The 23,711-nt window shown below is 60.5% G+C and carries 23 protein-coding genes; 10 read left to right on the forward strand and 13 right to left on the reverse strand.

Going from position 1 to position 23,711, the window contains the following annotated elements:
- The first annotated feature begins 54 nt into the window (after positions 1 to 54).
- Positions 55 to 1,161, forward strand: a complete 1,107-nt coding sequence (locus SLW74_RS07400) for a GGDEF domain-containing protein (RefSeq protein WP_410928500.1) — start codon at positions 55 to 57, stop codon at positions 1,159 to 1,161.
- On the forward strand, positions 1,154 to 2,092 hold the full coding sequence (locus SLW74_RS07405; RefSeq protein ID WP_410928501.1) for an iron-sulfur-binding ferredoxin reductase: 939 nt from the start codon (positions 1,154 to 1,156) through the stop codon (positions 2,090 to 2,092). The genes SLW74_RS07400 and SLW74_RS07405 overlap by 8 nt, the downstream gene beginning before the upstream one ends.
- Positions 2,093 to 2,166: 74 nt before the next feature.
- Here the strand turns inward: SLW74_RS07405 and pyk are convergent, their stop codons facing one another.
- Complete coding sequence (pyk, locus tag SLW74_RS07410) at positions 2,167 to 3,618, reverse strand: pyruvate kinase (protein WP_065992245.1); 1,452 nt, start codon at positions 3,616 to 3,618, stop codon at positions 2,167 to 2,169.
- A gap of 179 nt (positions 3,619 to 3,797) precedes the next feature.
- On the opposite strand from pyk, the gene SLW74_RS07415 reads away from it, so the two are divergent.
- Together SLW74_RS07415 and SLW74_RS07420 are read left to right on the forward strand one after the other, a co-directional pair.
- On the forward strand, positions 3,798 to 4,172 hold the full coding sequence (locus SLW74_RS07415; RefSeq protein WP_065992246.1) for a tetratricopeptide repeat protein: 375 nt from the start codon (positions 3,798 to 3,800) through the stop codon (positions 4,170 to 4,172).
- Between the two features lie 314 nt (positions 4,173 to 4,486).
- A complete protein-coding gene (locus SLW74_RS07420) occupies positions 4,487 to 4,846 on the forward strand; it encodes a PilZ domain-containing protein (protein ID WP_192132807.1) in 360 nt (119 codons plus the stop codon).
- Between the two features lie 11 nt (positions 4,847 to 4,857).
- Here the strand turns inward: SLW74_RS07420 and SLW74_RS07425 are convergent, their stop codons facing one another.
- Positions 4,858 to 6,213 (reverse strand): DUF58 domain-containing protein, encoded by a 1,356-nt coding sequence (locus tag SLW74_RS07425; RefSeq protein WP_410928502.1) that lies wholly within the window; start codon positions 6,211 to 6,213, stop codon positions 4,858 to 4,860.
- On the reverse strand, positions 6,210 to 7,331 hold the full coding sequence (locus SLW74_RS07430; RefSeq protein WP_369318434.1) for an AAA family ATPase: 1,122 nt from the start codon (positions 7,329 to 7,331) through the stop codon (positions 6,210 to 6,212). Before SLW74_RS07430 ends, SLW74_RS07425 begins: the two co-directional genes overlap by 4 nt.
- 298 nt (positions 7,332 to 7,629) lie before the next feature.
- Between SLW74_RS07430 and SLW74_RS07435 the strand changes: the two genes are divergently transcribed.
- Positions 7,630 to 7,893 carry a hypothetical protein gene (locus SLW74_RS07435; RefSeq protein WP_192132812.1) on the forward strand — a complete coding sequence of 88 codons (264 nt, stop codon included), beginning with the start codon at positions 7,630 to 7,632 and terminating at the stop codon, positions 7,891 to 7,893.
- A gap of 53 nt (positions 7,894 to 7,946) precedes the next feature.
- On the forward strand, positions 7,947 to 8,621 hold the full coding sequence (locus tag SLW74_RS07440) for a zeta toxin family protein (protein WP_410928503.1): 675 nt from the start codon (positions 7,947 to 7,949) through the stop codon (positions 8,619 to 8,621).
- 50 nt (positions 8,622 to 8,671) lie between these two features.
- Here SLW74_RS07440 and SLW74_RS07445 read toward each other — a convergent pair whose 3' ends face one another.
- From SLW74_RS07445 to SLW74_RS07460, 4 genes are read right to left on the reverse strand one after another with little or no spacing between them, the layout of a single operon-like run.
- Positions 8,672 to 9,898: a DUF4350 domain-containing protein gene (locus SLW74_RS07445; protein WP_192132813.1), complete on the reverse strand. Its 1,227-nt coding sequence runs from the start codon at positions 9,896 to 9,898 to the stop codon at positions 8,672 to 8,674.
- A complete protein-coding gene (locus SLW74_RS07450) occupies positions 9,895 to 11,541 on the reverse strand; it encodes a DUF4129 domain-containing protein (RefSeq protein WP_410928504.1) in 1,647 nt (548 codons plus the stop codon). Before SLW74_RS07450 ends, SLW74_RS07445 begins: the two co-directional genes overlap by 4 nt.
- The gene (locus SLW74_RS07455) at positions 11,528 to 12,508 is read right to left on the reverse strand and encodes a stage II sporulation protein M (protein WP_369318431.1); all 981 of its coding nucleotides are present in this window, start codon (positions 12,506 to 12,508) and stop codon (positions 11,528 to 11,530) included. Before SLW74_RS07455 ends, SLW74_RS07450 begins: the two co-directional genes overlap by 14 nt.
- Positions 12,505 to 13,242 carry an RDD family protein gene (locus tag SLW74_RS07460; RefSeq protein WP_065992261.1) on the reverse strand — a complete coding sequence of 246 codons (738 nt, stop codon included), beginning with the start codon at positions 13,240 to 13,242 and terminating at the stop codon, positions 12,505 to 12,507. Before SLW74_RS07460 ends, SLW74_RS07455 begins: the two co-directional genes overlap by 4 nt.
- Positions 13,243 to 13,477: 235 nt before the next feature.
- On the opposite strand from SLW74_RS07460, the gene sbcB reads away from it, so the two are divergent.
- Entirely contained in the window at positions 13,478 to 14,908 is a 1,431-nt protein-coding gene (gene sbcB, locus SLW74_RS07465) for an exodeoxyribonuclease I (RefSeq protein WP_410928505.1), read from the forward strand.
- A 101-nt stretch (positions 14,909 to 15,009) separates the two neighbouring features.
- On the opposite strand, the gene mvaT is transcribed toward sbcB, so the two are convergent.
- Entirely contained in the window at positions 15,010 to 15,387 is a 378-nt protein-coding gene (gene mvaT / locus SLW74_RS07470) for a histone-like nucleoid-structuring protein MvaT (protein ID WP_410928506.1), read from the reverse strand.
- Positions 15,388 to 15,733: 346 nt separating this feature from the next.
- On the opposite strand from mvaT, the gene purU reads away from it, so the two are divergent.
- The gene (purU, locus tag SLW74_RS07475) at positions 15,734 to 16,585 is read left to right on the forward strand and encodes a formyltetrahydrofolate deformylase (protein WP_192132822.1); all 852 of its coding nucleotides are present in this window, start codon (positions 15,734 to 15,736) and stop codon (positions 16,583 to 16,585) included.
- Between the two features lie 104 nt (positions 16,586 to 16,689).
- Positions 16,690 to 16,878: a hypothetical protein gene (locus SLW74_RS07480; protein ID WP_192132823.1), complete on the forward strand. Its 189-nt coding sequence runs from the start codon at positions 16,690 to 16,692 to the stop codon at positions 16,876 to 16,878.
- Here the strand turns inward: SLW74_RS07480 and SLW74_RS07485 are convergent.
- The 3 genes from SLW74_RS07485 to SLW74_RS07495 are packed head-to-tail and all read right to left on the reverse strand — an operon-like array spanning position 16,855 to position 19,731.
- Positions 16,855 to 17,850, reverse strand: a complete 996-nt coding sequence (locus SLW74_RS07485) for a lysylphosphatidylglycerol synthase transmembrane domain-containing protein (protein WP_410928507.1) — start codon at positions 17,848 to 17,850, stop codon at positions 16,855 to 16,857. The genes SLW74_RS07480 and SLW74_RS07485 overlap by 24 nt on opposite strands.
- Positions 17,847 to 18,626, reverse strand: a complete 780-nt coding sequence (locus SLW74_RS07490) for a DUF2334 domain-containing protein (protein WP_410928508.1) — start codon at positions 18,624 to 18,626, stop codon at positions 17,847 to 17,849. The genes SLW74_RS07485 and SLW74_RS07490 overlap by 4 nt, the downstream gene beginning before the upstream one ends.
- On the reverse strand, positions 18,619 to 19,731 hold the full coding sequence (locus tag SLW74_RS07495; RefSeq protein WP_410928509.1) for a glycosyltransferase family 4 protein: 1,113 nt from the start codon (positions 19,729 to 19,731) through the stop codon (positions 18,619 to 18,621). The genes SLW74_RS07490 and SLW74_RS07495 overlap by 8 nt, the downstream gene beginning before the upstream one ends.
- A 225-nt stretch (positions 19,732 to 19,956) precedes the next feature.
- On the opposite strand from SLW74_RS07495, the gene SLW74_RS07500 reads away from it, so the two are divergent.
- The gene (locus SLW74_RS07500) at positions 19,957 to 21,447 is read left to right on the forward strand and encodes a helicase HerA-like domain-containing protein (protein ID WP_410928510.1); all 1,491 of its coding nucleotides are present in this window, start codon (positions 19,957 to 19,959) and stop codon (positions 21,445 to 21,447) included.
- A gap of 104 nt (positions 21,448 to 21,551) precedes the next feature.
- On the opposite strand, the gene SLW74_RS07505 is transcribed toward SLW74_RS07500, so the two are convergent.
- Both SLW74_RS07505 and SLW74_RS07510 read right to left on the reverse strand, forming a co-directional pair.
- Positions 21,552 to 23,024 carry an inorganic phosphate transporter gene (locus tag SLW74_RS07505; RefSeq protein WP_065992277.1) on the reverse strand — a complete coding sequence of 491 codons (1,473 nt, stop codon included), beginning with the start codon at positions 23,022 to 23,024 and terminating at the stop codon, positions 21,552 to 21,554.
- A 244-nt stretch (positions 23,025 to 23,268) separates the two neighbouring features.
- Positions 23,269 to 23,466, reverse strand: a complete 198-nt coding sequence (locus SLW74_RS07510) for a hypothetical protein (protein WP_037014498.1) — start codon at positions 23,464 to 23,466, stop codon at positions 23,269 to 23,271.
- Between the last annotated feature and the right edge of the window lie 245 nt (positions 23,467 to 23,711).

A 23,711-nucleotide genomic window follows, 5' to 3' on the forward strand; every position in this document is an offset into this window, starting at 1 on the left:
CAGGTCATCTTGCCGGTACGGGACGGACCCTTAATACCCATGATGAGTCAACGAGTGAATGCCCAAACTATCCAGCGCTTGCTGCTGAAACGTTTCGCGCTCGCTACCGGCACCTACGTGCTGGGGCTGATGCTCGTATGGATGGCGTATTTTACCGGCTACTATCACGCCACCTTCTTCGGGATCTGGTGCACCAGTGTGCTGGTGCTCTTCTGTCAGGCCGCGTTGAGTCTGGTGTTTTTTGGCGGCTACAACCGACGCTTCAAAGACCCCAGCCTGACCGAGTTTCAGGTGTTGCTGGGGCTGGGCTGGCAGACGTTTCTGATTAGCCATACGGAAGCCTCCCGCGGCACCTTTCTGCTCGTTTACGTGCTGGTGCTGATGTTCGGATTGTTTCATCTGCGCCCCAGTATTTTCGCGCGCTGCGCCCTGTTTGCCTTGCTGGGGTTCGCCGGCGTCAACCTCTGGGACGCCAGCCGCGGACGCCTCGCCGATCCGGGGCTGGCGGTGATTCAGACCTGCGCGCTGTTCATCGTTTTCTCCTGGCTGTGCCTGTTCGCGCGCTTCGTGCAGAACTCGCGCAATCGCATGCACCAGCGGCGGATCACCTTGCAGGCGCACCAGGAAACCCTGCGCGGCATGATGCTCCAGCTCGAAGAGCTGGCGTCCACCGACGAACTCACCAACCTCTACAACCGACGGCATTTCCTTCGCATCGCGACCCGCGAACTTGAGCTCATGGACGGCAATTACACCGCCGGGCTGGCGCTCATCGACCTGGATCACTTCAAGCGGGTCAATGATATCCATGGTCACGCGGCGGGGGATCGGGTGCTGCAGGTGTTCGGCAAAACCGCTGCCCAGTGCCTTCGCTCCGACGACATCCTCGCGCGTTATGGCGGTGAAGAATTCGTGTTGCTTATCCCTCGCTGCACCCGTGCGCAGCTGGTCGATTGCTGCGAACGTATCCGGCTGGCGTTTACCCGGGTCACGCTGCCGGAGTTTCCTGAACTGGACCTGAGCCTGTCCATCGGCATGGCCGTCATTGAGCGTGGCGACCACATGGACCGCGCACTGCAACGCGCCGACCAGTCGCTGTATCGCGCCAAGCACGAGGGCCGCAACCGTTGCCACGGCGCCTGGGATTACGCCGATGCCTGAGTTGCGTGTGGGCGACCGGCAATGGTCAGTGGCGCCTGCGGCGAATTTGCTCGACGCGCTTAACGACGCCGGGTTGTCCGTCCCCTACAGTTGCCGCGCCGGCAGTTGCCACACGTGCATGGTGCGTTGCGTCAGTGGCGATCCGCTGGACGCCGCGCCCGATGCGCTGGAGGCCGACAAGCGCGCCCAGGGCTGGCGGCTGTCGTGCCAGTGCCGGGTGACGAGCGATCTGACCGTTGAGATCTTCGATCCCTTGCGCGATGGCTTGCCGGCAACCGTCGTCGGGGCTGACTGGCTCAGCGCATCGGTGCTGCGCTTGCGACTGAACCCCGAACGTCCGTTGCGCTATCGTGCCGGACAGCATCTGGTGCTGTGGACCGAGAGCGGCGTAGCACGGCCATACTCGTTGGCGAGTGTGCCGGGGAACGATCCCTTTCTGGAGTTTCATATCGACTGCCAGCGCCCGGGCGCTTTCGTTGATGTCGCCCGTAGGCTGCAACCGGGCAATCCTGTCCGTCTCGGCGAACTTCAAGGCGGCGCGTTGCATTACGACCCTGACTGGCAGGACCGGCCGTTATGGCTGCTGGCGGCGGGGACCGGATTGGCACCGTTGTGGGGTGTGCTGCACGAGGCGCTGCGGCAGGGCCATCAGGGTCAAATTCGCCTGATGCATCTGGCGCGCGAGCCTCAAGAGCATTACTTGGCAGGGCCTCTCGGCGAGCTGGCGCTCCAGCATCCGAACCTGCACGTGGAGTCGATCGAGCTGGTGGACTTCTCGGCCGTGCTGAGTGGGTTGCGCGTGACGTCTCGTCAGACCATTGCGCTGGTCTGCGGGTCGCCCGTCAGCGTCGAGGCTTTTTCGAAGCGGCTCTTCATCGCAGGACTGCCGCGCAGTCAGTTGCTGGCGGACGTGTTTGTGGAGAAGGGCTGACGGGCCATGGGTTCAGAGACGTAAAAAAGCCCCGCACTCTCACGAGGCGGGGCTTTTTCGTGTTGCGGTGTCGCTTAAACCATTGGGTCGCCGACGTGCAGGATCTTCATGCCGTTGGTGCCGCCGATGGTGTGATAGCTGTCGCCTTTGGTCAGGATGACCCAGTCGCCTTGCTCAACCAGACCGCGCTTGACCAGTTCGTCCACAGCCGACTGGCTGACCTGACCAGGCGGCAGTGCGGCCGGGTCGAACGGGATGGTGTAGACGCCACGGAACATCGCCGCGCGCGCCTGGGTGCCGCGGTGCGGGGAGAACGCGTAGATCGGCACCGAGGAGCGAATGCGCGACATGATCAGCGGGGTATAGCCGCTTTCAGTCAGCGCAATGATCGCTTTTACGCCAGGGAAGTGGTTGGCGGTGTACATGGCGGCCAGCGCGATGCTTTCGTCACAACGGGTGAACGAGTGACCGACGCGGTGGCTGGAGGTCTTGCCGGTCGGATGACGTTCAGCGCCGACGCAGATACGCGCCATCGCTTCAACGGCTTCCACAGGGTATGAGCCCGCGGCACTTTCAGCGGACAGCATCACGGCGTCGGTGTAGTCGAGCACGGCGTTGGCCACGTCGGACACTTCAGCGCGGGTTGGCATGGGGCTGGAAATCATCGATTCCATCATCTGCGTGGCAACGATCACCGCCTTGTTGTGGCGACGCGCGTGCAGGATGATTTTCTTCTGGACGCCCACCAGCTCGGCGTCGCCGATTTCCACGCCCAGGTCGCCACGGGCAACCATGACCGCGTCACTGGCGCGGATCAGGGCATCGAGGGTGTCGTCGTCGGCAACGGCTTCGGCGCGTTCGATCTTCGCCACCAGCCAGGCCGTGCCGCCGGATTCGTCACGCAGCTTGCGCGCGTATTCCATGTCGGCCGCGTCACGCGGGAACGAAACGGCCAGGTAATCCAGGTCCATTTCGGCAGCGAGTTTGATGTCCTGCTTGTCTTTCTCGGTCAGCGCCGGTGCCGTGAGGCCGCCGCCGCGACGGTTGATGCCTTTGTGATCCGACAGCGGGCCGCCGATGGTCACGGTGCAATGCAGTGCATCGGCGGTTTGCGTGTCGACGCGCATGACCACGCGCCCATCGTCCAGCAGCAGCTCGTCGCCGACGCCGCAGTCCTTGACCAGATCGGGGTAATCGATACCGACGATGTCCTGGTTGCCGTCGGTCAGAGGATGGCTGGTGGAGAAGATGAACTTGTCACCTACCTTCAGCTCGATCTTCTTGTTGACGAATTTGGCGATGCGGATTTTCGGGCCTTGAAGGTCACCCAGCAACGCGACGAACCGACCGTTCTTGGCGGCGATGTCGCGGATCAGCTTCGCGCGAGCCTTGTGCTCGTCGGGCGTACCGTGGGAGAAGTTAAGGCGGGCGACGTCCAGGCCAGCAAGAATCAGCTTCTCGATGACTTCTGGCGAATTACTGGCAGGGCCCAGTGTGGCTACGATTTTGGTGCGGCGAACGGTCATGCACAAACTCCTTAAATGAAGCGCAGCGAGAGGCTACTACTGTATTGCTCTGTAGTCATTGTTCCTTTGCACTACCTGACCCCCTGATCGCTGGGCAATCGGCAGGCCGGCGGGGCTCAAATCGGCCTTGAAGAAATCCCGGAATACGCCGATACAAGGGCTGAGCACAGGAGACTCTCATGCGAATCGTGATGATATTAGTGGCGCTGCTTGCCTTGGGTGGTTGCACCCGCTGGGCAATGAACAGCCATTTGAACAATGCCAACCGCGCCTACGCCCAGGGCGACTGTGACGCGGTGATGTACAACCTGTCGAAAGTCGACCGGGAGAGCCGTTCGCGTCGCTACGTGCAGCCCGAAGTGTCGATGTTGCGGGGTCAGTGCCTGGAGCGCCAGAAGTTCTACATGGATGCGGTACAGACCTACCAGTACATCATCACCCAGTTCCCGGAAAGCGAATACGCGTTCCGCGCCAAGGCCCGTCTGGACACACTGCATCAGCTCGGCCATGACAACCTGGCGCCGCCCGCCACACCGCGCCCTGCTTCACGTTAGTTACACCCGAGTGGATGTACGGTAGCGTTTTCGAGTGGATATCGGGAAAACCTGAGCTAGGCTGCGATGGGTAGGGACCTAAGTGTTTTGACGAAGGTGGCAGTGCCACTGATCCGAAAGCGAGCTCGATAGGGGTGTTTAACGCCGATCGGCCATGGGAGTCAGTGACTTTTGCCAGTACCGAGTGAGTCAGATGCCGTGATGGGCTTATCCATTGACGGGTTCTGGCTTTACGGGTCTGGCAGTTCCGTGCAACCGAATCCCAAAGCACTAGCGCGGCCATGCTCAATGGTCATCTCAGGGCGAGTGTCCGCATGCTTAATGAACGACGAATAGAGCGTCACCAACTGCCTTACTACCTGCAAGTGTTCAACCGGTACACCGATAAACCCTTGGGTTGTCTGGGGAACGTGTCAGAGCAGGGCCTGATGCTGATCAGCGATCTGCCCATTCTGGTGGGCGCCGATTTTCAGCTGCGCCTGAAAGTGCCTGACGGCAAGAACGGCCTCTACCACATCGACATCGACGCCAGCTGCCTGTGGTGTCAGGAAGACGAAACCCCGCGCATATTCGATTCCGGCTTCCGTCTGCAAGCGGCGCCGGCGGAATACTTTGTCCTCATTCAGGCCTTGCAGCGCTATTTCAGCTTCTATCCGCTCGAAGCGTCTGCCTGAAGGCCGGCGCCCTACAGCGCGCCGGCTTTTTTCCAGCTCATGTATCGGCTTACCAACTCTGGCCCCAGCTCACTGGGGCGCACATCCAGCACAGGGATGCCATGGGCGATCAAACGCTCATGCAGCCCGCTGCGTGCGTTGAGCAGGTCGACCGTTCCGCAATAGTCCACGGCCTGTTGCCAGGTATGCACCGGCGCTTGACGAAGATCGTCGAGCGCGGCCTCGCGCAGACTGGCAATCAGCACCCGGTGATGGCGACTCAGCTGTTTGACCGCTTCGAGTAATTGCTCGTCATCCTCGTCCCGCAGGTTGGTGATCAACACCACCAACGCCCGTCGCTTCTGCCGCGCGAGGAGGGTTCGCATCGCCACCGCATAATCGGCGGGGCGCTGGGTCGCGTTGACGTTGTAGAGGTGATTCAGCAGCACGTTCAGCTGCTCCGCGCCTTTGACGGGTGGCAAATGCCGGTCCTGATCGCCCGCGAAGGTTAAAAGACCGACCGCGTCGCCCTGACGCAAGGCCACATAGCTCAACAGCAGGCAGGCGTTCAGCCCATGGTCGAAATGCGTCAACTCGCCGTCCTGGCTGCGCATGCGTCGGCCACAGTCGAGCATGAACAGGATTTGCTGATCGCGCTCATCCTGATATTCCCGGGCAATGGGCGCGCGATGCCGGGCCGTGGCTTTCCAGTCGATCTGGCGCAGGCTGTCGCCTTCACGAAATTCGCGCAGCTGATGAAACTCCAGGCCCAGTCCCCGACGCGGTTGCTGGCGGATGCCGATCTGCCTGAGCCAGTTCTCGACGCCCAGCAACTGCCCGTTCTGCAGCCGGGCGTAATCCGGGTAGACCCGGACGGCGTCATGGCTGGATACATACCGCCGGGATGACCACAGGCGCAACGGGCTGCGCATGAGGATTTCGGTCCGTTCGAAAGTGAAATCCCCCCGGCTGGCCGGCCGCAGCCGATAGGTCAGCTGGGCCGTTCGCTGGGGGCGCAGCACGACGACCTGAGGCAGATTGTCGGTTTCGTAGCGGGCGTCCGGCTCGGAGGGGCCGTGATCAAAGAGGGTCATATGCAGCGCGCGGGGTGAATCGTGTTCCAGCTCGACCCTCACCTCGCTCCAGCGTCCCATCCCAAGGCTGCCGGTCAAATGCCGCTTGACCCGAGGGGAGGGCAAGCGCCACAGCCATGCTGCATCCAGCCCTGCCACGGCAGCCATTCCCCACAGCAGGGTCCAGAAAAAGCCATCCAGCCGTGCAACGGGGCCTCGACCCAATGCCTGCAAAATGCCGAGTAGCACCGACACGCCGAGCAGAACGGCCAGCCACCAGAGCATGCGTGTCGACGGCTTGAGCAGTTGTTTCATCGGCGCGGCGCCGCCACCTGATCCAGCAATTGCTTGAGCACGTGATCCACCGACAACCCTTCGATGTCCAGCTCCGGCGCCAGCCTGACCCTGTGCCTCAGTACTGCCAGCGCACAACCTTTGACATCGTCGGGTACGACGAACTCGCCGCCGCGCAACAGCGCCCGCGCGCGGGCTCCCCGAATCAGCGCGATGGACGCCCGCGGCCCCGCGCCGAGTGTCAGGCCCGGCCACGTACGGGTGGCGCGGGCCAGCCGTACGGCGTAATCGAGGACCTGTTCATCCACCGGCAGATCGCCGGCGATGCGTTGCAGCGCCAGCACATCTTTCGCCTGCATCAAGGTGCGCAGGGGCTGGATGTCGAGCATGTCGGAGCGCGTCGAACGGGTCACCTGGCGGACCATCTCCAGCTCCTGATCAGCCTGGGGGTAATCCATACGCACTTTGAGCATGAAGCGGTCGAGTTCGGCTTCAGGCAGCGGATAAGTACCTTCCTGTTCGATCGGGTTCTGCGTCGCGAGCACCATGAATGGTTGCGGCACCGGCAGGGCGCGGCCTTCCAGCGTAACCTGACGTTCCTGCATCGCCTCAAGCAGCGCGGCCTGAGTCTTCGCCGGTGCGCGGTTGATCTCGTCCGCCAGCAGCAGATGGGTGAACAGCGGCCCTTTGCGCAGCTTGAACTGCTCGCTCTGCATGTCATAAACGGCATGGCCGGTGACGTCGCTGGGCATCAGGTCAGGGGTGAACTGAATGCGCGCGAACTCGCCGCCGAAACACCGGGCCAGCGCCCGTACCAGCAACGTCTTGCCCAGCCCGGGAACGCCTTCAAGCAACACATGGCCGCCGCCGATCAGTGCAGTCAGTACATCATCGATCACGGCGTCCTGGCCGATCACCGCTTTTTGCAACTCGTGCCGCACCGCCTGCGCCAGATGAATCGCGCGCTGGCGCTGCTGCGCCGGATTGCTGCCCGAGGGGGTGGCTGGCTCGATGTGCTTGTGGTCCACGGCCCCGTGTTCTGGAGTGGGGAGGTGATTGGCGGCGTGGCCTGGCTCGGTCGGTTGATCGCTCCCATGCTCAGGCGTTTTGCTAACGTTGAGGTCCGTTTTATCGTCCATAAATCGAGCGCTTACCTCATTTGAATTTGCGGGGGATTATGTCGGGGCGTCTTGAGCGAGCTGCATGGCTCGCCGCATCTTGTGAATATATGGAGACTCAAAGGTCGACAGCGATGCCGTGTCGAAGCTTGGTCGAACAGAGCCGGAGCCATGTTTGTCCGATCTTGAGTCGATGTCCAGAACCCTCAAGCGATTCGCTCGGGTCCTGTTAAACAACCGGGTCGAGATTGGCGGCCCCACTTGGGCTAGAATCACGACGAACCTCCTTACCAAATGAAACTGAATGCCGGAGAACGCCATGGCTCAGGTCGAATTAAACACATTGTCCGAAGAAGACATGTTGAATCTTGAGGACAAAATCCCCGTATTGGCTGCAAGCGCGACCGTTTCGGCGTATTACCGAGCGTTGTCATCAGGCCTGACTGTCTATCGCATCCAGGGTACGAATATGGTTGAAGCCAAAGCTGACGGCTCGATGCGGGTGATCGCCGAAGCCAAGCCTCGTACCAAAGTCCAGCTCGGCAAAGTGCTTAAGGTTCGCCGGCTGAAAACCAGTGCCTAGGGCACGCTGCTGGGCGGGGCCCAATGGCAGCGGTAAATCCACGATGAAGGGATTTGTCCCGGCGAACCTTCGGTATTTACGTCAACGCGGATGACATCGAACACGAAGTCAAAGAAACCGGTTTTCTGGACCTTTCCAGCTACACAATTCGCACCACCCCCCAGGCATTGCATTCATTTATCGATGAGCACGCGCTGCTCGTCAGATTCAACAGACAGGGCCAGGCAAAGTTAATCGGTCTAAATGGCGATCGCGTTGACTTCACGTTTGTACCCATGGATTCCTACTTCGCGTCGGCGATTGCAGATTTCATTCGACATCAGCTGCTTGAACTCGGCGAAAATTTCACCTTTGAAACGGTGATGTCCAGCCCTGACAAAGTCGAGTTTCTGGAGCTGGCACAGCGCAAGGGCTACCGTACCTACCTCTATTACGTTTCCACTGATTCTGTGGACATCAACATCCAGAGAGTCGCCAACCGAGTTGCAGAAGGTGGTCACAACGTACCTGAAGACAAAATCCGCAAGCGCTACAAGGGCTCGCTTGATTTGCTTCCTGCTGCAGTCGAGGCGACCGATCGTGCTTACATTTTCGATAACTCGGAAGCTGAGGCCGTTTTGCTTGCCGAGGTCACCAACGGCATTGATTTCGAATTTCGGTTCGAGGATTTGCCTGATTGGTTCGTCGAGAATTACGTCAACAAAGTTGTTGGTGCAGCCGAAGACTGATTCGGCATCCCAGTAGCCAGTGCAGCGTCATGAGACTGCGGTTTTGCCTTCTACCCGCTCAAGGCATTCCTGATGGTTTGCAGGTACGCAACCTGACGGGTGAATTCGCTGCTGGACAGGCGCTGCTCCGGCCGCGGACGCAATGCCTGGCCGATGCTGCTGGTGGACTGACGCGTCATGCGCGCCAGCGTTTGCCATTGTTCGGTGACGGCCAGGGTTTCAAAACCGGGATGCCGTTGCCGGGCGCGGCGCAGGATGTCTTGCTGCAAGGCGCGCAACGCGGCGTGCTGGCCTTCGCGGCGGAGCATGAAGTCGGCGCTCGCCCGCAGGTGCTCGCTGAGCTGACGGCGGCCACGTGACAGGACTGGCAGCATCGGGCCATGGCGCATGGCTGCATGCCAAAGCGTTGCGATGAGGCACAGCGTCAACGCGAGGAGGGCTTGTGGGAAGTATTTCCAGAGCAGGCCGAACAGGTTGTCGTGTTCAGTGCGCAGCACCATCGTGACAGTGCTGTCCTGGCTCAGGTACCAGAGCAGCCAGGCATTATCGTATTCGCCGATGGCGTGGGTTTTCCAGAGGTCGGCGTCGGTGACGACGGTGATCAATCCGGAGCCGTACACCATTTGCAGCAGGTGCGTGGCGTCAGCGCTGTTGGCCCATGACTGCGCATGATCCTCGGGGTCATCCAGGTGGAAGGCCGGGTCGAAGCTCATGTAGGCCGGATCGTTTTCATTTTGCAGGAATAGCCGGGTCAACTCGGGCCACGGCGTTTCGGAGCCTTGAATGTCCGGAGTGCTCAACGGGATGACCGGCTTGAGCTGTTCGCGCTGACGTTCGCGGTCCTGCTCTTGCAGATCCAGGGTGAGAAATTGATGAATCTGCAATTGATCCAGCAACAGGTCGCCGCTGCTCCCCTTGGTCGGGTCCCACAGTTGTTCCGCAACAAACAGAAGCCGGCCTCCCGAACGGGTCCAGGCCAGCAAGCGCTGGACCTCGGACGGCGTCATCTTGTCGCGAAAATCTAGCAGCATGAGCGTCTGCGGCTGGTCCTGGATATCCGGGAGAGTGGCGAGGGTTTCGACCGTCTTCACCACAATGTTCCGCTGACGCAGGAACGTCTGAGCGGCGAGGTAAGGGTTGGCCAGCGCCTCGGGAGAAGGGCCCTGATCGACGGTTTCCTGGTAACGCTCGAGCCGCTTCAGTACGGGCACACTGGCGATGACGATGCTTGCCAGCATCAGCGTGGCGACCAGCCCGATGATCCAGCGCCGGCTCATGCCCCTGCCCCTTGCGCGAACAACTTCCGCCAGTCTGCACACAACGTCTGCCGTGCCTGATCCGGCGGCATCTGGTGCCCGTACGCGAGATTCTGCCAGTGCCACGTCAGCTCATGGCTGAAGTCATCGAGGGAGGGCTGCTTGAGCTCGGCGATCCGCGCCAGTATCTGGACCTCGGTGTCTGCGCTTCTCAGCGGCAGCTGGTAATCCGTCAACAGGCGGCTCAGCAGTGCGCGGTAAAGCAGGCTCAACGCCTCGCGCGGTGACTGCTGCCAGAGCCTTTCTGCTGCATCGGCGACATCCGCCGGCAGGCTTTCAGCCCGAACCTGCAGGCCAAAGAGTTGCTGAGGGAGGTCTTGTGGTGCAATTGCCTTGGGCGTGCTTTTACCAACGAAGGTGGCGAACCAGGCCCGATAGCGCCAGATCACCCACACGACCGTCAGGCCAACGAGCGTCCATAACAGTGCCCCGAATAGCGTTGATAAGGTTTTGCCCACGTTGAGCAGGCCGACGACCAGCCGCGCCAGCCAGGTCAGTGTCTCGGCTGACCTGGCATCATGGCTGGCATCCTGTTTTGGCTGGGCGATTCGCCAGCCGGACACTGGTTTGGGATTTTTAAACGGCGGTTGCTCAAGCACTGAATGGATGGCGTCCTGTGACGCCTGGCTGGTCAGCAACTGATTACGCAGGCGAGGCGAATCCGGCGAGGCCACGTTCTCGTCCGTCTGCGGGTTGTCCAGCGGCGGCAACGGGCAGCTATTGCCCGATTCGCCGGGGATTTCGTCCGCCATTGACGGGTCTGTCATCGACGGGTTTAGCGCCGACTCTGCCAGGGCGGAAGACGGCAGCAACGTCAGTGCAAGGCACCCGCCCAGTAGCAACGCCAGTGCGCTGCCCATAACACGCTGACGCAGCTTGCGGAAACCCAGTTCGATGTCCCACGCCTCCAATGCGGTTCGGCGATTGAGGTACAGCGCGAACCCGCACGACACATACACCGGCCCCCAGACGATAAGGACCAAGGCATAAAACCCGTTGGTCAGATGCTCCAGCCAGTTCCACTCACCCTCGATGTCCAGCAAGCTGCGCCACGACCAGTCCGCCTCAATCTGTGGCGGAATCATGGCGTAGAACAGCACCATCAGGCCGATCCAGAAGATCATTTCAACGGTGCTGCCCAGCGCGGTCAGCAGACGCGCCGCCCGGGAATCCTTCTGTCCAAGCACGGCAATCCGCTGCGCACGCGGCAACCCGTCGAGTCCTTCGAGTTGCTGCACCGGCTGATAAAAGCTGCGGCTGAGGCTCAGACGGCGCCACGTCAGGCTCGCTATCAACTGCGGTTTGAGTGCGGACGGGAAGCTTTTCAGCGCCAGCCTGAGCGAAGGTGCCGAGCCGAAGAGCGCTTGGGACAGAATCAGCAGCGGGAGCCGTTCGTAGGCCGGCTTCAGCCACCAGAACACGAGCACTGCCACCGACGGGTAATCCCACAGCAGCAGGGTAATCAGTGCGAAGACCGGCAAGGTGACGATGGCCCAACTGGTCATCAGCAACGCGCGATGCCGCTGCGCCAGAAGAACGCCCAGGTCGATGGCCTCCCAGGGCGTACGTGGGCGTATGACAACGCTGGCGTCAGTCAGGCGCATGGGGCGTGCGTCCGGCAAGCGTCAGGTAGGCGCCCACGAGCAGCCACAAAGAAGCGCCCACCCCATATTTGGCCATCGCTGGTGGCCAGCTCATCGACGACCAGTACGCTTCAATGAATGCGGCGATGAGCAGGAACATCATGACCCCGCCGATCAGTCGTACGCTGGTCCGGGCAGCGCCTTGGAGCGCCTCGCTCCGGCGCAGTTGACCAGGCGCCACCAGCGCCCATCCGAGTTTGAGCCCCGCCGCACCCGCCAGCATGATGCCGGTCAGCTCGAAGGCGCTGTGTCCGACCACGAACGGCCAGAAAGTTGCCCCCATGCCCGCGTCGGTGAGATGGCCTGCAACCGCGCCAATCATCAGCCCGTTGAAGAACAGAAAAAACAGACTGCCGACGCCGAAGAGCAGGCCGCTGGCGAAGGTCTGGAAAGCAATGCCGACGTTGTGCATGACGTAGTAACCGAACATCAGCCAGTCAGTGCTCGATGCGCGCTCGGCCGTCTGCCCGATGCGCCGCGCGGCGGGCTCGTACATCGCGTGCATCTCGGCGACATCGGCCGGGCTGACGACGCTGTAGACCAGATCCGGATAGCCGTAGACCAGCAGCGCCATGAGCGTCAGGCTGCCAAAAAACAGCAGGCCGGCGAGGGCAACCCATCGCCATTCAGCACGCACCAGCCGCGGAAAGTCCGCCAGCACGAAGCTCAGCAACTGCGCAGTGAACTGGCTTCGGTGGCGATACAACTGTTGGTGGCCGCGCATCGCAAGCTGTTGCAGTTGCTCGACCAGATAACTGGCGTACCCACGGTCAATCGCCAGCGCAAGGTGTTGGCAGATCTGACGGTATTCGCGGCTGAAGCCAGCACCGGATTCGCTTTTACGTCGACTCCCTTCCAGCGCCTCAAGACGCGTTGCAAAACGCTGCCAGTCGTCTGCATGGCGTTGTTCGAACAGGCTCTGCTTCATGACGAACCGGCCAGGCTGCGGGCGATGCCGTGTAGTTGCTGGACCGGATAGTGCGGATCTGGCGAGGTAGCCAGCTGCAACGGCTGCGTGACGATGGCGGCGAGCTCCTGAGCCCTCGCCGGAGAAAGTGTGTCGTGACGCTCGGCAAAGGCTTGTATGGCGCGCTGCTCCTCCAGCAAGAGGGGCAGCGGTGGGCTCACCGCAGTGGCCTCTGCCAGTGACGACCGCTGCGGGGGTAAATCCCGATAGATGACCAGCGTGCCGGCCGCCAGATCCCCCAGGCGTTTGAACAACGGGTGCTGCAAACAGGTGAACCCGCCAACGCAGTAGCCGAAGGGCAGCATGTCGACGAAACGCAGCAGGTTGCGCAGCACTGAGGCCGACCAGCCAATCGGCGTGCCGTCATCGTGAATGACCCGCAGCCCCATGATCTGTTTCCCCGGCGTGCGCCCCTGGTGCAGCACCTCGAAGAGCACCATATAGCCCCAGGTTCCGAGAAACAGCGCGAGCATGAACAGTCCGGTGCCGAAGTCGCCCAGTGTTCCCAGCACAAAAAACAGGACACCCAGCAATACGCCGCGAATCATCAGGTCGATGCCGAACGCAACGGAGCGGGGCAGTAAACCGGCGGGGCGCAGGATGAGGTCTATGCCCTCGGGCGTTTCCATGCGAACACGGGTGTCCAGCAGGACAAGCGGCGCAGCAATTCCTGGCTCTGCATGGGAAAGGGACATAAAGAAAGGTACGCCGGTGAAAGAGGTTTGATGCTAGCCACGCCGGAGCGGCTAAGCAACCGGATGATTCTGGACACAGTGTGGGAAGGGTCCTGTTACAACTTGCTGCCCACAGACAGCCGACACTTTCGCACAAACTGTGTCGCAGTATCCCAAGCGGTGGTGTGCATCCGCTGGCGTCAGACGCCCAAAGGCATCTGATAAACTCGCCCGGTCTTTTGCTCAGGATCAGCCCGTGACTTCCAGCATCTTCTGGTACGACTACGAAACCACCGGGATCAATCCACGCAACGACCGGCCGCTGCAAGTGGCGGGCATTCGTACGGACGATCAGCTCAACGAGATCGGCGAACCGATCAACCTCTATTGCCAGCCCGGCGATGACATCCTGCCCCATCCGGCCGCGTGTCTGGTGACGGGCATTACGCCTGACCGGCTTGCGGAAAAGGGCCTGTGTGAAGCGGACTTCATGACGCGATTGCACGCAGAGATGTCACTCCCCGGCACCTGCAGCGCGGGATACAACACGTTGCGATTTGACGATGAGATGACCCGCTACAGCCTTTACCGAAACTTCTTCGATCCTTACGCCCGCGAGTGGCAGAGCGGTAACAGCCGCTGGGACCTGATCGACGTGGTCCGCACGGCTTACGCATTGCGCCCCGAAGGCATTGTCTGGCCGGAAGAAGAGGGCCGGGTCACGCTGAAACTCGAGCGGCTGACGGCGGCCAACGGGATCGACCATGGTCAGGCCCACGACGCGCTCTCCGACGTCCGCGCGACCATCGCACTGGCGCGCCTGGTTCGCGAAAAACAACCCAAACTTTACGATTATCTTTTTGAGTTACGCTTCAAGCACAAGGTGCAGGATCAGATTCGGTTGATGCAGCCGCTGGTGCATATATCGGGTCGGTTTTCCGCGGCGCGAAGTTATGTGAGCGTTGTACTCCCGCTGGCCTGGCATCCGGTCAACCGAAATGCATTGATTGTCTGTGACCTGTTCCATGACCACAGCCCGCTGCTGGACGAAGACGGCGAGACCTTGCGTCAGCGTCTATATACCCGTCGCGAAGATCTGCTCGAAGGCCAGTTACCGGTCCCGCTCAAATTGCTGCATGTAAATAAATGCCCGGTCATTGCCCCGCTGAGCGTGCTTCGTGAGGAGGACCGTCAGCGTCTGCAATTGGACATGAGTGTTTATAAAACGCGCGTCGCCGCATTGAATGAAGGGCAGACGATCTGGCAGGACAAGTTGAAAAGCGTGTACGCCAACGACAACTTCGCTGCCAGTGAAGATCCGGAACAGCAGTTATACGACGGCTTCATCAATGACCGGGACCGTCGTCTCTGCGAGCAGGTGCGAACTGCCGAGCCGCAGCAACTGGCTACCGATGTCTGGCCGTTCGATGATCATCGACTGCCCGAGTTGTTATTCCGCTATCGCGCCCGCAACTTTGCTGAAACCCTGAGCGTTGCAGAGCAACAGCGCTGGCTGGCGTTTTGTCAGTTGCGCCTGAGCGATCCTCAGGCCGGCGCGCCGAATACGCTCAAGGCATTCAGCCGTGCGCTGATCGAGCTCTCACTGAAGGCCACGCCCGAGCAACTCAAGGTGCTCGCTCAATGGCAGGAATACTCTCTGGTGTTGAAACAGCGTCTGGCGCTTTAAGCCAGGCTGGATTAATGGCAGGCAATAAAAAACGCCAGCATCAGCTGGCGTTTTTTTGGGGTCGGACGTTTCAGTGCGACGACTGACTCTACACCCGGGAATTAACCCAGCAGAGTTGCCCAGCCTTCAACCTCGTCGCCGCCCCACTTGGCTTTCCACTCTTTCAACGTCTTGTGGTTGCCGCCTTTGGTTTCGATGATTTCACCGTTGTGCGGGTTCTTGTATTGCTTGACCTTGCGAGCGCGCTTGGTGCCAACCGGCTTTACAGCAGCGCCACGCGGCGCCTTCATTTTGGACTCTGGATCCAACAGCGCGATGATGTCGCGCAGGGATTTCTGATATTCGCCCATCAACGTGCGCAGTTTGCCTTCGAACTCAAGTTCTTTCTGCAGTTTGTCGTCTTGTTGCAGATATTGCAGGCGGGCTTGCAATTCTTTGATGGCTTCTTCTGTTGCGCGGTATTCGTTGATCAATGACATGGGGGTTACCTATGTTGTGATGGGCAAGATGCGATGGGCGCATAATAATCAGAGTGTTTGCGCAAGTAAACATTTAAGAAAAGTTTTATCCGTAGCATTTTGAAATAGCCGCAGACATACGCTCGATTTAGATACACATGTTGCGTTATAGAACGCCCCTCATGGTGCAGTTCCAGCGAAGTATCTGGCGTCGAATTTCCGTCGCCGATGAACCGGTCTGGCACTTATGCATTAACCCCCGCAGGGTGCGCTTTTTTGCCGCCTGAAATGAGCGGCATACGGGTACTGCACAGTCCTCAGGTAATCGCTAGAATGGCGGCCTTTGCGAAGTTCTGGAGTTTTTCACATGCGCACTTTTCGTCTGGTGATTGCTTGCCCGGACCGTGTCGGTATCGTTGCCAAGGTCAGTAACTTTCTGGCCTCGCACAACGGCTGGATTACCGAAGCGAGTCATCACTCTGACAGTCTCAGCGGCTGGTTTTTCATGCGTCATGAAATCCGCGCCGATTCCCTGCCTTTCGAACTCGAAGGTTTCCGCCAAGCCTTTGCGCCTATCGCCGAAGAGTTTTCGATGGACTGGCGGATTACCGATTCCGCGCAGAAAAAACGCGTCGTGCTCATGGCAAGCCGGGAATCCCACTGCCTGGCCGACCTGTTGCACCGCTGGCACAGCGATGAATTGCACTGCGAAATCGCCTGCGTGATTTCCAACCACCAGGACCTGCGGAGCATGGTCGAGTGGCACAACATTCCTTATTACCATGTGCCGGTTGATCCGAAAGACAAAGAGCCGGCGTTCGCCGAAGTCTCGCGTCTGGTCAAACACCACGAAGCCGACGTTGTTGTGCTGGCGCGTTACATGCAGATTCTGCCGCCGCAACTGTGCCGGGAATACGCGCATCAGGTCATCAATATTCACCACAGCTTCCTGCCTTCGTTTGTCGGCGCCAAGCCGTATCACCAAGCGTCGCTGCGCGGCGTGAAACTGATCGGTGCTACTTGCCACTATGTGACTGAAGAACTGGACGCCGGTCCGATCATCGAGCAGGACGTGGTCCGCGTAAGCCATCGCGACAGCATCGAGAACATGGTGCGTTTCGGTCGCGACGTGGAGAAAATGGTGCTCGCTCGCGGGCTGCGCGCGCACTTGGAAGACCGCGTGCTGGTGCATGACAACAAGACAGTGGTCTTTGATTAAGCAGTGTCTAAGCGGTTTGGGGAGCCCGCTGAAGTTTCAGCGGCTCACTTCACCATGATGGTGTGCGAACACTCAGGCTTCTGCGGCGAGACAGGCGGAACAACATGAGCGACCCCCTCGACAAAGCCACATCCAAAGCCCCACCGACCCTTGGCGAGGGGTGCCTGAGCCGTTACGACGTCGACGCAATGTCGCCGGAAGACGGCACGGACTTCGAGGGGGCGCAAGCGTTATGGAAAGAACTGACGTCTGCCAAACAGCAAAACGAATCAGACAGTCTTGATCCGCAGTAGCTTGTTTAAAAGTGGGCGCCCGACCATCAACATAAACACCGGACCGCCTGCGACCAGATAGAAGTAATAGGTGACGATCCGCCAGATAAGGATCGCCGCCGCTGCCGTCGACTTGCCCATCATCGGCGCCAACAAGGCCGCCGACGTCAACTCCGCAGCTCCCGCACCGCCCGGCGAGAGGCTGAACTGCCCGGCGCTCAGCGAGAGCATCTGCACCAGAAACGTCCACGCCCAGTCGATATTCACGCCCAACCCTTGCAACGCCAGGTACAGCACGCTGTAACGCAGACTCCAGTGCACGCAGGTCAGCGCAAACACTTGTAGCAGTATGCGATGGGGCATCTTCCAGGTTTCCGCCAGCGCGTCGCGAAAATGCAACAGCTTGCGCGCCCAGCGAATACGCGTGGTGTTCTTGCGTTTCAGACGTTTGAGCAACCGACCGTTGAACAGAATGATGCGTCGGTGATACCGCGCGAAACCGGCGCAGGCGCAAAGCCCGGCGCCGATCAGCAGGGCGCTGGCAATGAGCATCCATTCAAGGTTTTCGCTGAGTTGGTGGAACACCGCGTAAATCAGGATGCCGATCAGTGCGAGCAGGAAAAACACCAGATCCATCAACTGGTCAGTGGCGAAAGCCGCAGTGCTCTTCGCCGGGCCGATGCCGCTGCGCGAGAGCAGTGCCACCAGCGTCAGAGGCGCTCCGCTGCCACCGGGTGTCGCGCAGTAGGCAAACTCGGTCGCCATGACCACGGCAAGGCTCTTGCGCATGCCGAGCCCAGTGGCGGCATCGCCGAGTAACAGGCGCAGGCGCATGGTGTTCATGCACCAGCCCACCAATACCATGCCGAACATGCCGATCAGGAGCATTACCGGGAAATTGCGCAGGCGATGAAACATGTCCGCCCCGCCCATGAAAAACGGAATCAGCAGGGCGAGTATCAGTGCTGCTGCAAGCCAGCCAAGTCGCCTCACGCCGCAGACCTGGCGGCATTAAGGCCCTGTAACCAGGCAAATTTGCTCGTCGGCGTGCGGCCGTCGTTCAGCAGGCGCTCAAGGGCTTGCAGCCAATAAAGACGGGAGAAGTCGTGGCGCATGTCCACAGGGTGCAGACCCAGACGAATAGTTGCGGCGTTGTGCAATTGAGCCTCACGGTGGTTGCTGACGATTTTTGATACGCCCCGGCGCCAGGCGCTGCGAGCGCTCCAGACGATGCCGGGTGCATCGATCTCGGAAAAGTCCGGCAGACGATACAAGTGTTGGGCATCACTTGTGTAGTCCAACGGCAATTTTCGCAGGGCATCGCGCGTGCCTTCGCTCATCAGCCAGGCCGGTGCAACGAACCCGTGAAGCGGCCAGTCGTTGTGTCTGAACACTTCCATGCCGGCTTCGAGTCGCTCCATCGCCTGCTGCTCGTTGAGGGTGTAGAACTCGCCTTCCCAGGTGTAAATGCGGCGCATGAAAAAGTCCTGCGGCGTGCGCGGGGCAGGGCTGTCGTCGCAATGGTAATAACCGTGCAGCGCCAGTTCATCGCCCCGTGCAAGACGGTCGTGCATCAACCGCTGGAAATCCGGGTTGGCATCGATCGGGTCGTGCTTGTGGAAGTCCGGCACCACCAGCCAGGTAATGGGCACGTTTCCCAGCGCATCGACGGCTTCCACAAACGGGCGATAATCCGGCCAGGTCTGGGGTGCCACGTCGTGAAGGACCAGCATGACGCTGCGTGGCGTGTTCGCCATGTGATCAGCCATGGGCATACCCCGGCTGGTGGGCGCCGAGCACTGCGTGGTAATGGCCGAGCAAGCCGGCGACGACGGTGTCCCACGCGTAGTGCCCCTCGACATGACGCCGCGCATTCGCGCCTCGGCGTGCCGCATTCTCGGCAAACAACTGACGCACGGCGGCCGCCATGGCCAGCGGGTGATTGGGTTCGCACCGCAGGCCGCAGTGCTCTGGGATGATTTCGCCGAACGCACCGGCATCCACCGCGACCACCGGGATCCCGCTGGCCATGGCTTCGATCACCACCAGGCCGAAGGTCTCCTGATCCCCGGCATGCACCAGCGCATCAGCGCTTGCCAGCAGACGCGAGACCTCGGCGGCAGGGCGGAATTTATCCACAACCGTCACGTTTGTCGGCACGCTGGTTGGCATATGGGAGCCCACCAGCAACAGGTGATAACCCGCGCCCAGCGCCTTCATGCAATCGAGGAGAACGGTCAGGTTTTTCTCTTTCGACCCACGGCCGGCAAAGATAAGCAGGTGTGTGTCTTCTGTCAGGCCCAGTTCGGCCTTGAGGCCCGAATCTCGGCGAGAGGGATGAAACGTCTGCAGATCCACCCCCAACGGCTGCACATGAACGTTCTTCACACCCAGGCGGGTCAGCTTCTCCGCCATCGCGGCGCTCGGCGCCAGCACCCGGTCAAAGTTGCCGTAGAGCTTGCTCACGTAATTCTCGACGTTGGCGCCCAGCCAGGTGCCGATGCGGTTGCTCACCAGCAGCGGCAAATCGGAGTGGTAGAAGCCAATCACCGGCACGTCCAGTTGGCGCCGGGCATCCAGTGCCGCCCAGGCCGTCAGGTAAGGATCGCCGACTTCAATGAGGTCCGGCCGCAGGCTTCGCAGGGCAGCTCGCCAGGGACCGACGCGCAGCGGGAACCGATAGCCGTTGCCAAAAGGCACGGGCGGCGCCGGCACCCGGTACACGCCGTCCTCATGACTGCTTTGCGGCCCGGGAATCAGCAGGCTGTGGCGCACGCCCGGGTAAAGCGCGAGGCGACGGTGTTTAGCGTCCAGATACGTGCGCACGCCACCGCTGGCAGGGGCGTAGAACATGGTCATGTCAGCGATATGCACAGGATGCCTCCGTCCATTGATCGGTCCTTCTGGTTGACCGTCCACACATACAGATGTTCGGTTGCAGAACGTCGCACCCATGCCTGAGCCTAGGCCAATGGACGAGCGTTACGCCGCTTGCGCTAGAGTAGGGAGGTGGCCTGAGGGCTGATCAGGGGCGCCGGTCCAGTCGGGCTGTCGCCGCAGTCCCCTCGGGAATATCAAATGCGACGCTTGGGTGAACGAATGCCTGACTCACAACAGATTTTTATTGGCGCTGACCTGACGGGCCAGCCGGTCGGGCAGGCGATGCGTCTGGCCAATCGTCACGGATTGGTGGCCGGCGCGACCGGTACCGGGAAAACCGTCACCTTGCAGCGTCTGGCGGAGGTGTTCAGCGATGCTGGCGTGGCGGTGTTCGCGGCGGACATCAAGGGTGATCTCTGCGGGCTCGGTGCTGCGGGTGAGCCCCAAGGCAAGATCGCCGAGCGCATCGCCGGCATGCCCTGGTTGCACCATAAACCTCAGGGTTATCCGGTGACGCTGTGGGATGTGCACGGTAAAACGGGCCATCCGTTGCGCACGACCCTGTCGGAAATGGGGCCGCTGCTGCTGGGAAGTTTGCTGGAATTGACGGACAGCCAGCAGTCGGCGCTCTACGCCGCATTCAAGGTGGCGGATCGGGAAGGTCTGTTGTTGCTGGACATCAAGGACCTCAAAGCGCTGCTCAACCATCTGCGTGACAACCCCGACGTGCTCGGGGATGACAGCGCCTTGATGACCACAGGCTCGAGCCAGGCGCTGTTACGTCGGCTGGCGGTCCTTGAGCAGCAGGGCGCGGAGGCGCTGTTCGGCGAGCCGGCGCTGCAGCTGGAAGACCTTCTGCAGCCCGCAAGCGACGGTCGCGGGCAAATTCATCTGCTTGATGCCAGCCGGCTGGTGCACGAGTCGCCGAAGGTCTATGCCACCTTCCTGCTGTGGCTTCTGGCGGAGCTGTTCGAGCAGTTGCCCGAGCGCGGCGATGCCGACAAACCCTTGCTGGCGCTGTTCTTCGACGAGGCGCATTTGCTGTTTGCGGATACGCCGAAAGCGCTGCAGGAGCGGCTGGAACAAGTGGTGCGGCTGATTCGCTCGAAAGGCGTTGGCGTGTATTTCGTCACTCAGTCGCCGGGGGATCTGCCGGACTCCATTCTGGCGCAGCTCGGTTTGCGCATTCAGCACGGCCTGCGCGCGTTCACCAGCAAGGAGCAACGATCGCTGAAAGCCCTTGCGGACGGTTTTCGCCCCAATCCCGAGTTTGATGCGCTGTCGGTGCTGACGGAGTTGGGCATCGGCGAGGCGCTGGTGGGCACGCTGCAGGAAAAGGGCACGCCCGAGATCGTCCAGCGTGTGCTGGTCGCGCCGCCGCAATCTCGTATTGGGCCGTTGACCCAGGCCGAACGCGCCGCGCTGATCGCCCGGTCGCCACTGGCCGGTCGCTACGACAAACCCGTGGATCGCGAATCGGCGTATGAAATGCTGCTGGCGCGCAAAGGTGCATCGGTAGATCCCGCACACAAACCTGCCGCTGAGGAGAAGTCAGAAGGCGGCTTTGTCGACATGGCCGGTGGATTTCTGGGCGGGCTGGCGGGGCAGGCGGTCAAAAGTGCGATGCGCCAGGCCGCCACCCAGATCGGTCGCGAACTGGTGCGGGGATTGATGGGATCTTTGCTCGGGGGTAGTAAAAAACGCCGCTAGGCCTTCGCGCGCCAGCTCATTCCGATGAATGCGCCTTTGATCCAGCGCCCACAAAAAAGCCCATTCAATGAATGGGCTTTTTCAGAACGGCCGGTGCAGTCAGGTCAGGCCAGCGCTTTGGACGCCAGCCAGAACAAGCCTGCCGACAGCGCGACAGTGGCGGGCAGGGTCAACACCCATGCCAGCAGTATGTTGCGAACTGTCCCGCCCTGCAGGCCGCTCTTGTTCGCCACCATGGTCCCGGCAACGCCGGACGACAGGATGTGAGTCGTTGAAACCGGCAGGCTGAACACGTTGGCCAGCGCGATGGCGCTCGCGGTGGTGATCTGTGCAGACATGCCCTGAGCGTAGGTCATGCCTTGCTTGCCGATCTTCTCTCCGATGGTCAACACGACGCGTTTCCAGCCGACCATGGTGCCGATGCCCAGCGCCAATGCAACGGCGAAGATGACCCAGAACGGCGCGTATTCAGTGGTCGCGGTCAGGTCCTTGCGCAGTTTCTCCAGATCCGATTTTTCACGGGCATCCAGGGCCGGCAGCTTGCCGACTTTGCGTGCCGTGTCGTCCAGGCACAGCAAGTAGCGACGCACTTCAATGCGACGCTCTGGTGCGAGGCTGTGGTAGTCGTTGACGCCCTTGAGGTTGCTCAACAGCGCATCAATGGTCGGCTCGGTTTGCTCAGGGTTGCAGCTGAAACGCTCGGGCAGGTCGCCGGCCGCCGATTTGCCCAATGCCAGGTACTCGCCCAGCGTCGCGTTATTGCGCTGGTAAAACTGGCTCAGGTGCTGGGTCGCGTCGCGGGTGCGTTCGATCTGGTAGGTCGTGGTGCTGAGGTCGAGCACGAACTGCGCCGGGACGATACCGATCAGCACCAGCATGATCAGGCCGATGCCTTTCTGACCATCGTTGGAGCCGTGAACAAAGCTCACCGCCATCGCCGAAATCACCAGAACCAGGCGATTCCAGAAAGGAGGATGCTTTTTGTCGTCGAGCTTGCGGCGCTGTTCCGGGGTCTTGTGCATTTTGGACAGGGGACGCCAGGCCTTGAGCCCCAGCAGTACCAGACCTGCCACGATGAAGCCGGCCAATGGCGAGAACACCAGCGAAGCGCCGATATCGATCGCTTTTTGCCAGTTAACGCCTTCGCCCAGCGGAATGTTATTGATCAGCGCATTGGCCAGGCCTACACCCAGAATCGACCCGATCAGCGTGTGGGAGCTGGATGCCGGGATACCAAAATACCAGGTGCCGAGGTTCCAGGTAATGGCCGCCGCCAGCAGCGAAAACACCATGGCCAGACCGTGACCGGTGTTGACGTTGATCAACAACTCGACCGGCAGCAGATGGACGATGGCATACGCCACGCCGACGCCACCCAGGAGCACCCCGAGAAAATTGAACACACCCGAGAAAAATACCGCCAGATGAGGCGGCATGGCCTTGGTGTAAATGACTGTCGCCACCGCGTTGGCGGTGTCATGAAAGCCGTTGATGAACTCGAAGGTGAGGACAAACGCCAGGGCGAGCAACAAGCTCACAATCACCCAAGCATCCAGTCCGCTGAATAAATCGATCATGGAAGGTTTTCTGACCCGGTCTTAAGGGGGCGGGATTATGACAGAAAAAAAACTGCGCGATAGGCGCGCTGCTCATTGGTAGCAGCCTGCGACGAAATTTCTGTCCTGCCAGCCCGTTGACTTCCTGTCGTGAAGGAGCGTGCGAAGCATCCCTGAACCATAGACGAGTCTGTAAAACCTGGCGTTAAGGCACTTGAAACGCTTGCCGTCGGCTGTTTGAGTCAGCGACCGGCAAGCGGGCGACTCAAGGCTCTTCCTTGAGTTCTTCTTCCATCTTCTGCAGCTCTTGCTTGAACGCCTGGTCAAGCAGGCTGGCCCGTTTGCGCCAGGGCTTGCGCTCTGGCTCGGGCTGGGCGGCGTATGTTGTCACTTCGCCGCCGTACACTTCTTTGTAACGTTGTTCCTGGCGCTCTAGTTCTGCGCGCAGTTCATCTTTGGTCACGTTAATACCTGATCGAGTCGAATGTAATCCCGGTGATGACGCCGAGTCTGGAAGTGTCGCACCTGACGATCGCAATGTATCGGATCAGGAATACTCATCGGGCAGGGGCGCTGCGCAGGATGATTAACACTTCAAGCAAGGGCGGCTACGTGCACCAGAATGAAAAAACTGTCGTAGCAACATTCTTTATTGATTGCCTGCAGGATGGCAAATGACCAAGGTATTGGCCTGCCGTCGCTGAACAT

Origin of the sequence: Pseudomonas sp. W5-36 (assembly GCF_046540455.1) — a bacterium.
In the GTDB taxonomy this organism is placed as follows: domain Bacteria; phylum Pseudomonadota; class Gammaproteobacteria; order Pseudomonadales; family Pseudomonadaceae; genus Aquipseudomonas; species Aquipseudomonas graminis_B.

Bases quoted from the DNA above. Each gene is read 5' to 3' on its own strand.
- SLW74_RS07405 (WP_410928501.1), top strand. From the start codon at position 1,154: ATGCCTGAGTTGCGTGTGGGCGACCGGCAATGGTCAGTGGCGCCTGCG.
- pyk (WP_065992245.1), bottom strand. From the start codon at position 3,618: ATGACCGTTCGCCGCACCAAAATCGTAGCCACACTGGGCCCTGCCAGT.
- SLW74_RS07415 (WP_065992246.1), top strand. From the start codon at position 3,798: ATGCGAATCGTGATGATATTAGTGGCGCTGCTTGCCTTGGGTGGTTGC.
- SLW74_RS07420 (WP_192132807.1), top strand. From the start codon at position 4,487: ATGCTTAATGAACGACGAATAGAGCGTCACCAACTGCCTTACTACCTG.
- SLW74_RS07425 (WP_410928502.1), bottom strand. From the start codon at position 6,213: ATGAAACAACTGCTCAAGCCGTCGACACGCATGCTCTGGTGGCTGGCC.
- SLW74_RS07430 (WP_369318434.1), bottom strand. From the start codon at position 7,331: ATGGACGATAAAACGGACCTCAACGTTAGCAAAACGCCTGAGCATGGG.
- SLW74_RS07435 (WP_192132812.1), top strand. From the start codon at position 7,630: ATGGCTCAGGTCGAATTAAACACATTGTCCGAAGAAGACATGTTGAAT.
- SLW74_RS07445 (WP_192132813.1), bottom strand. From the start codon at position 9,898: ATGAGCCGGCGCTGGATCATCGGGCTGGTCGCCACGCTGATGCTGGCA.
- SLW74_RS07450 (WP_410928504.1), bottom strand. From the start codon at position 11,541: ATGCGCCTGACTGACGCCAGCGTTGTCATACGCCCACGTACGCCCTGG.
- SLW74_RS07455 (WP_369318431.1), bottom strand. From the start codon at position 12,508: ATGAAGCAGAGCCTGTTCGAACAACGCCATGCAGACGACTGGCAGCGT.
- SLW74_RS07460 (WP_065992261.1), bottom strand. From the start codon at position 13,242: ATGTCCCTTTCCCATGCAGAGCCAGGAATTGCTGCGCCGCTTGTCCTG.
- mvaT (WP_410928506.1), bottom strand. From the start codon at position 15,387: ATGTCATTGATCAACGAATACCGCGCAACAGAAGAAGCCATCAAAGAA.
- purU (WP_192132822.1), top strand. From the start codon at position 15,734: ATGCGCACTTTTCGTCTGGTGATTGCTTGCCCGGACCGTGTCGGTATC.
- SLW74_RS07480 (WP_192132823.1), top strand. From the start codon at position 16,690: ATGAGCGACCCCCTCGACAAAGCCACATCCAAAGCCCCACCGACCCTT.
- SLW74_RS07490 (WP_410928508.1), bottom strand. From the start codon at position 18,626: ATGGCTGATCACATGGCGAACACGCCACGCAGCGTCATGCTGGTCCTT.
- SLW74_RS07500 (WP_410928510.1), top strand. From the start codon at position 19,957: ATGCCTGACTCACAACAGATTTTTATTGGCGCTGACCTGACGGGCCAG.
- SLW74_RS07505 (WP_065992277.1), bottom strand. From the start codon at position 23,024: ATGATCGATTTATTCAGCGGACTGGATGCTTGGGTGATTGTGAGCTTG.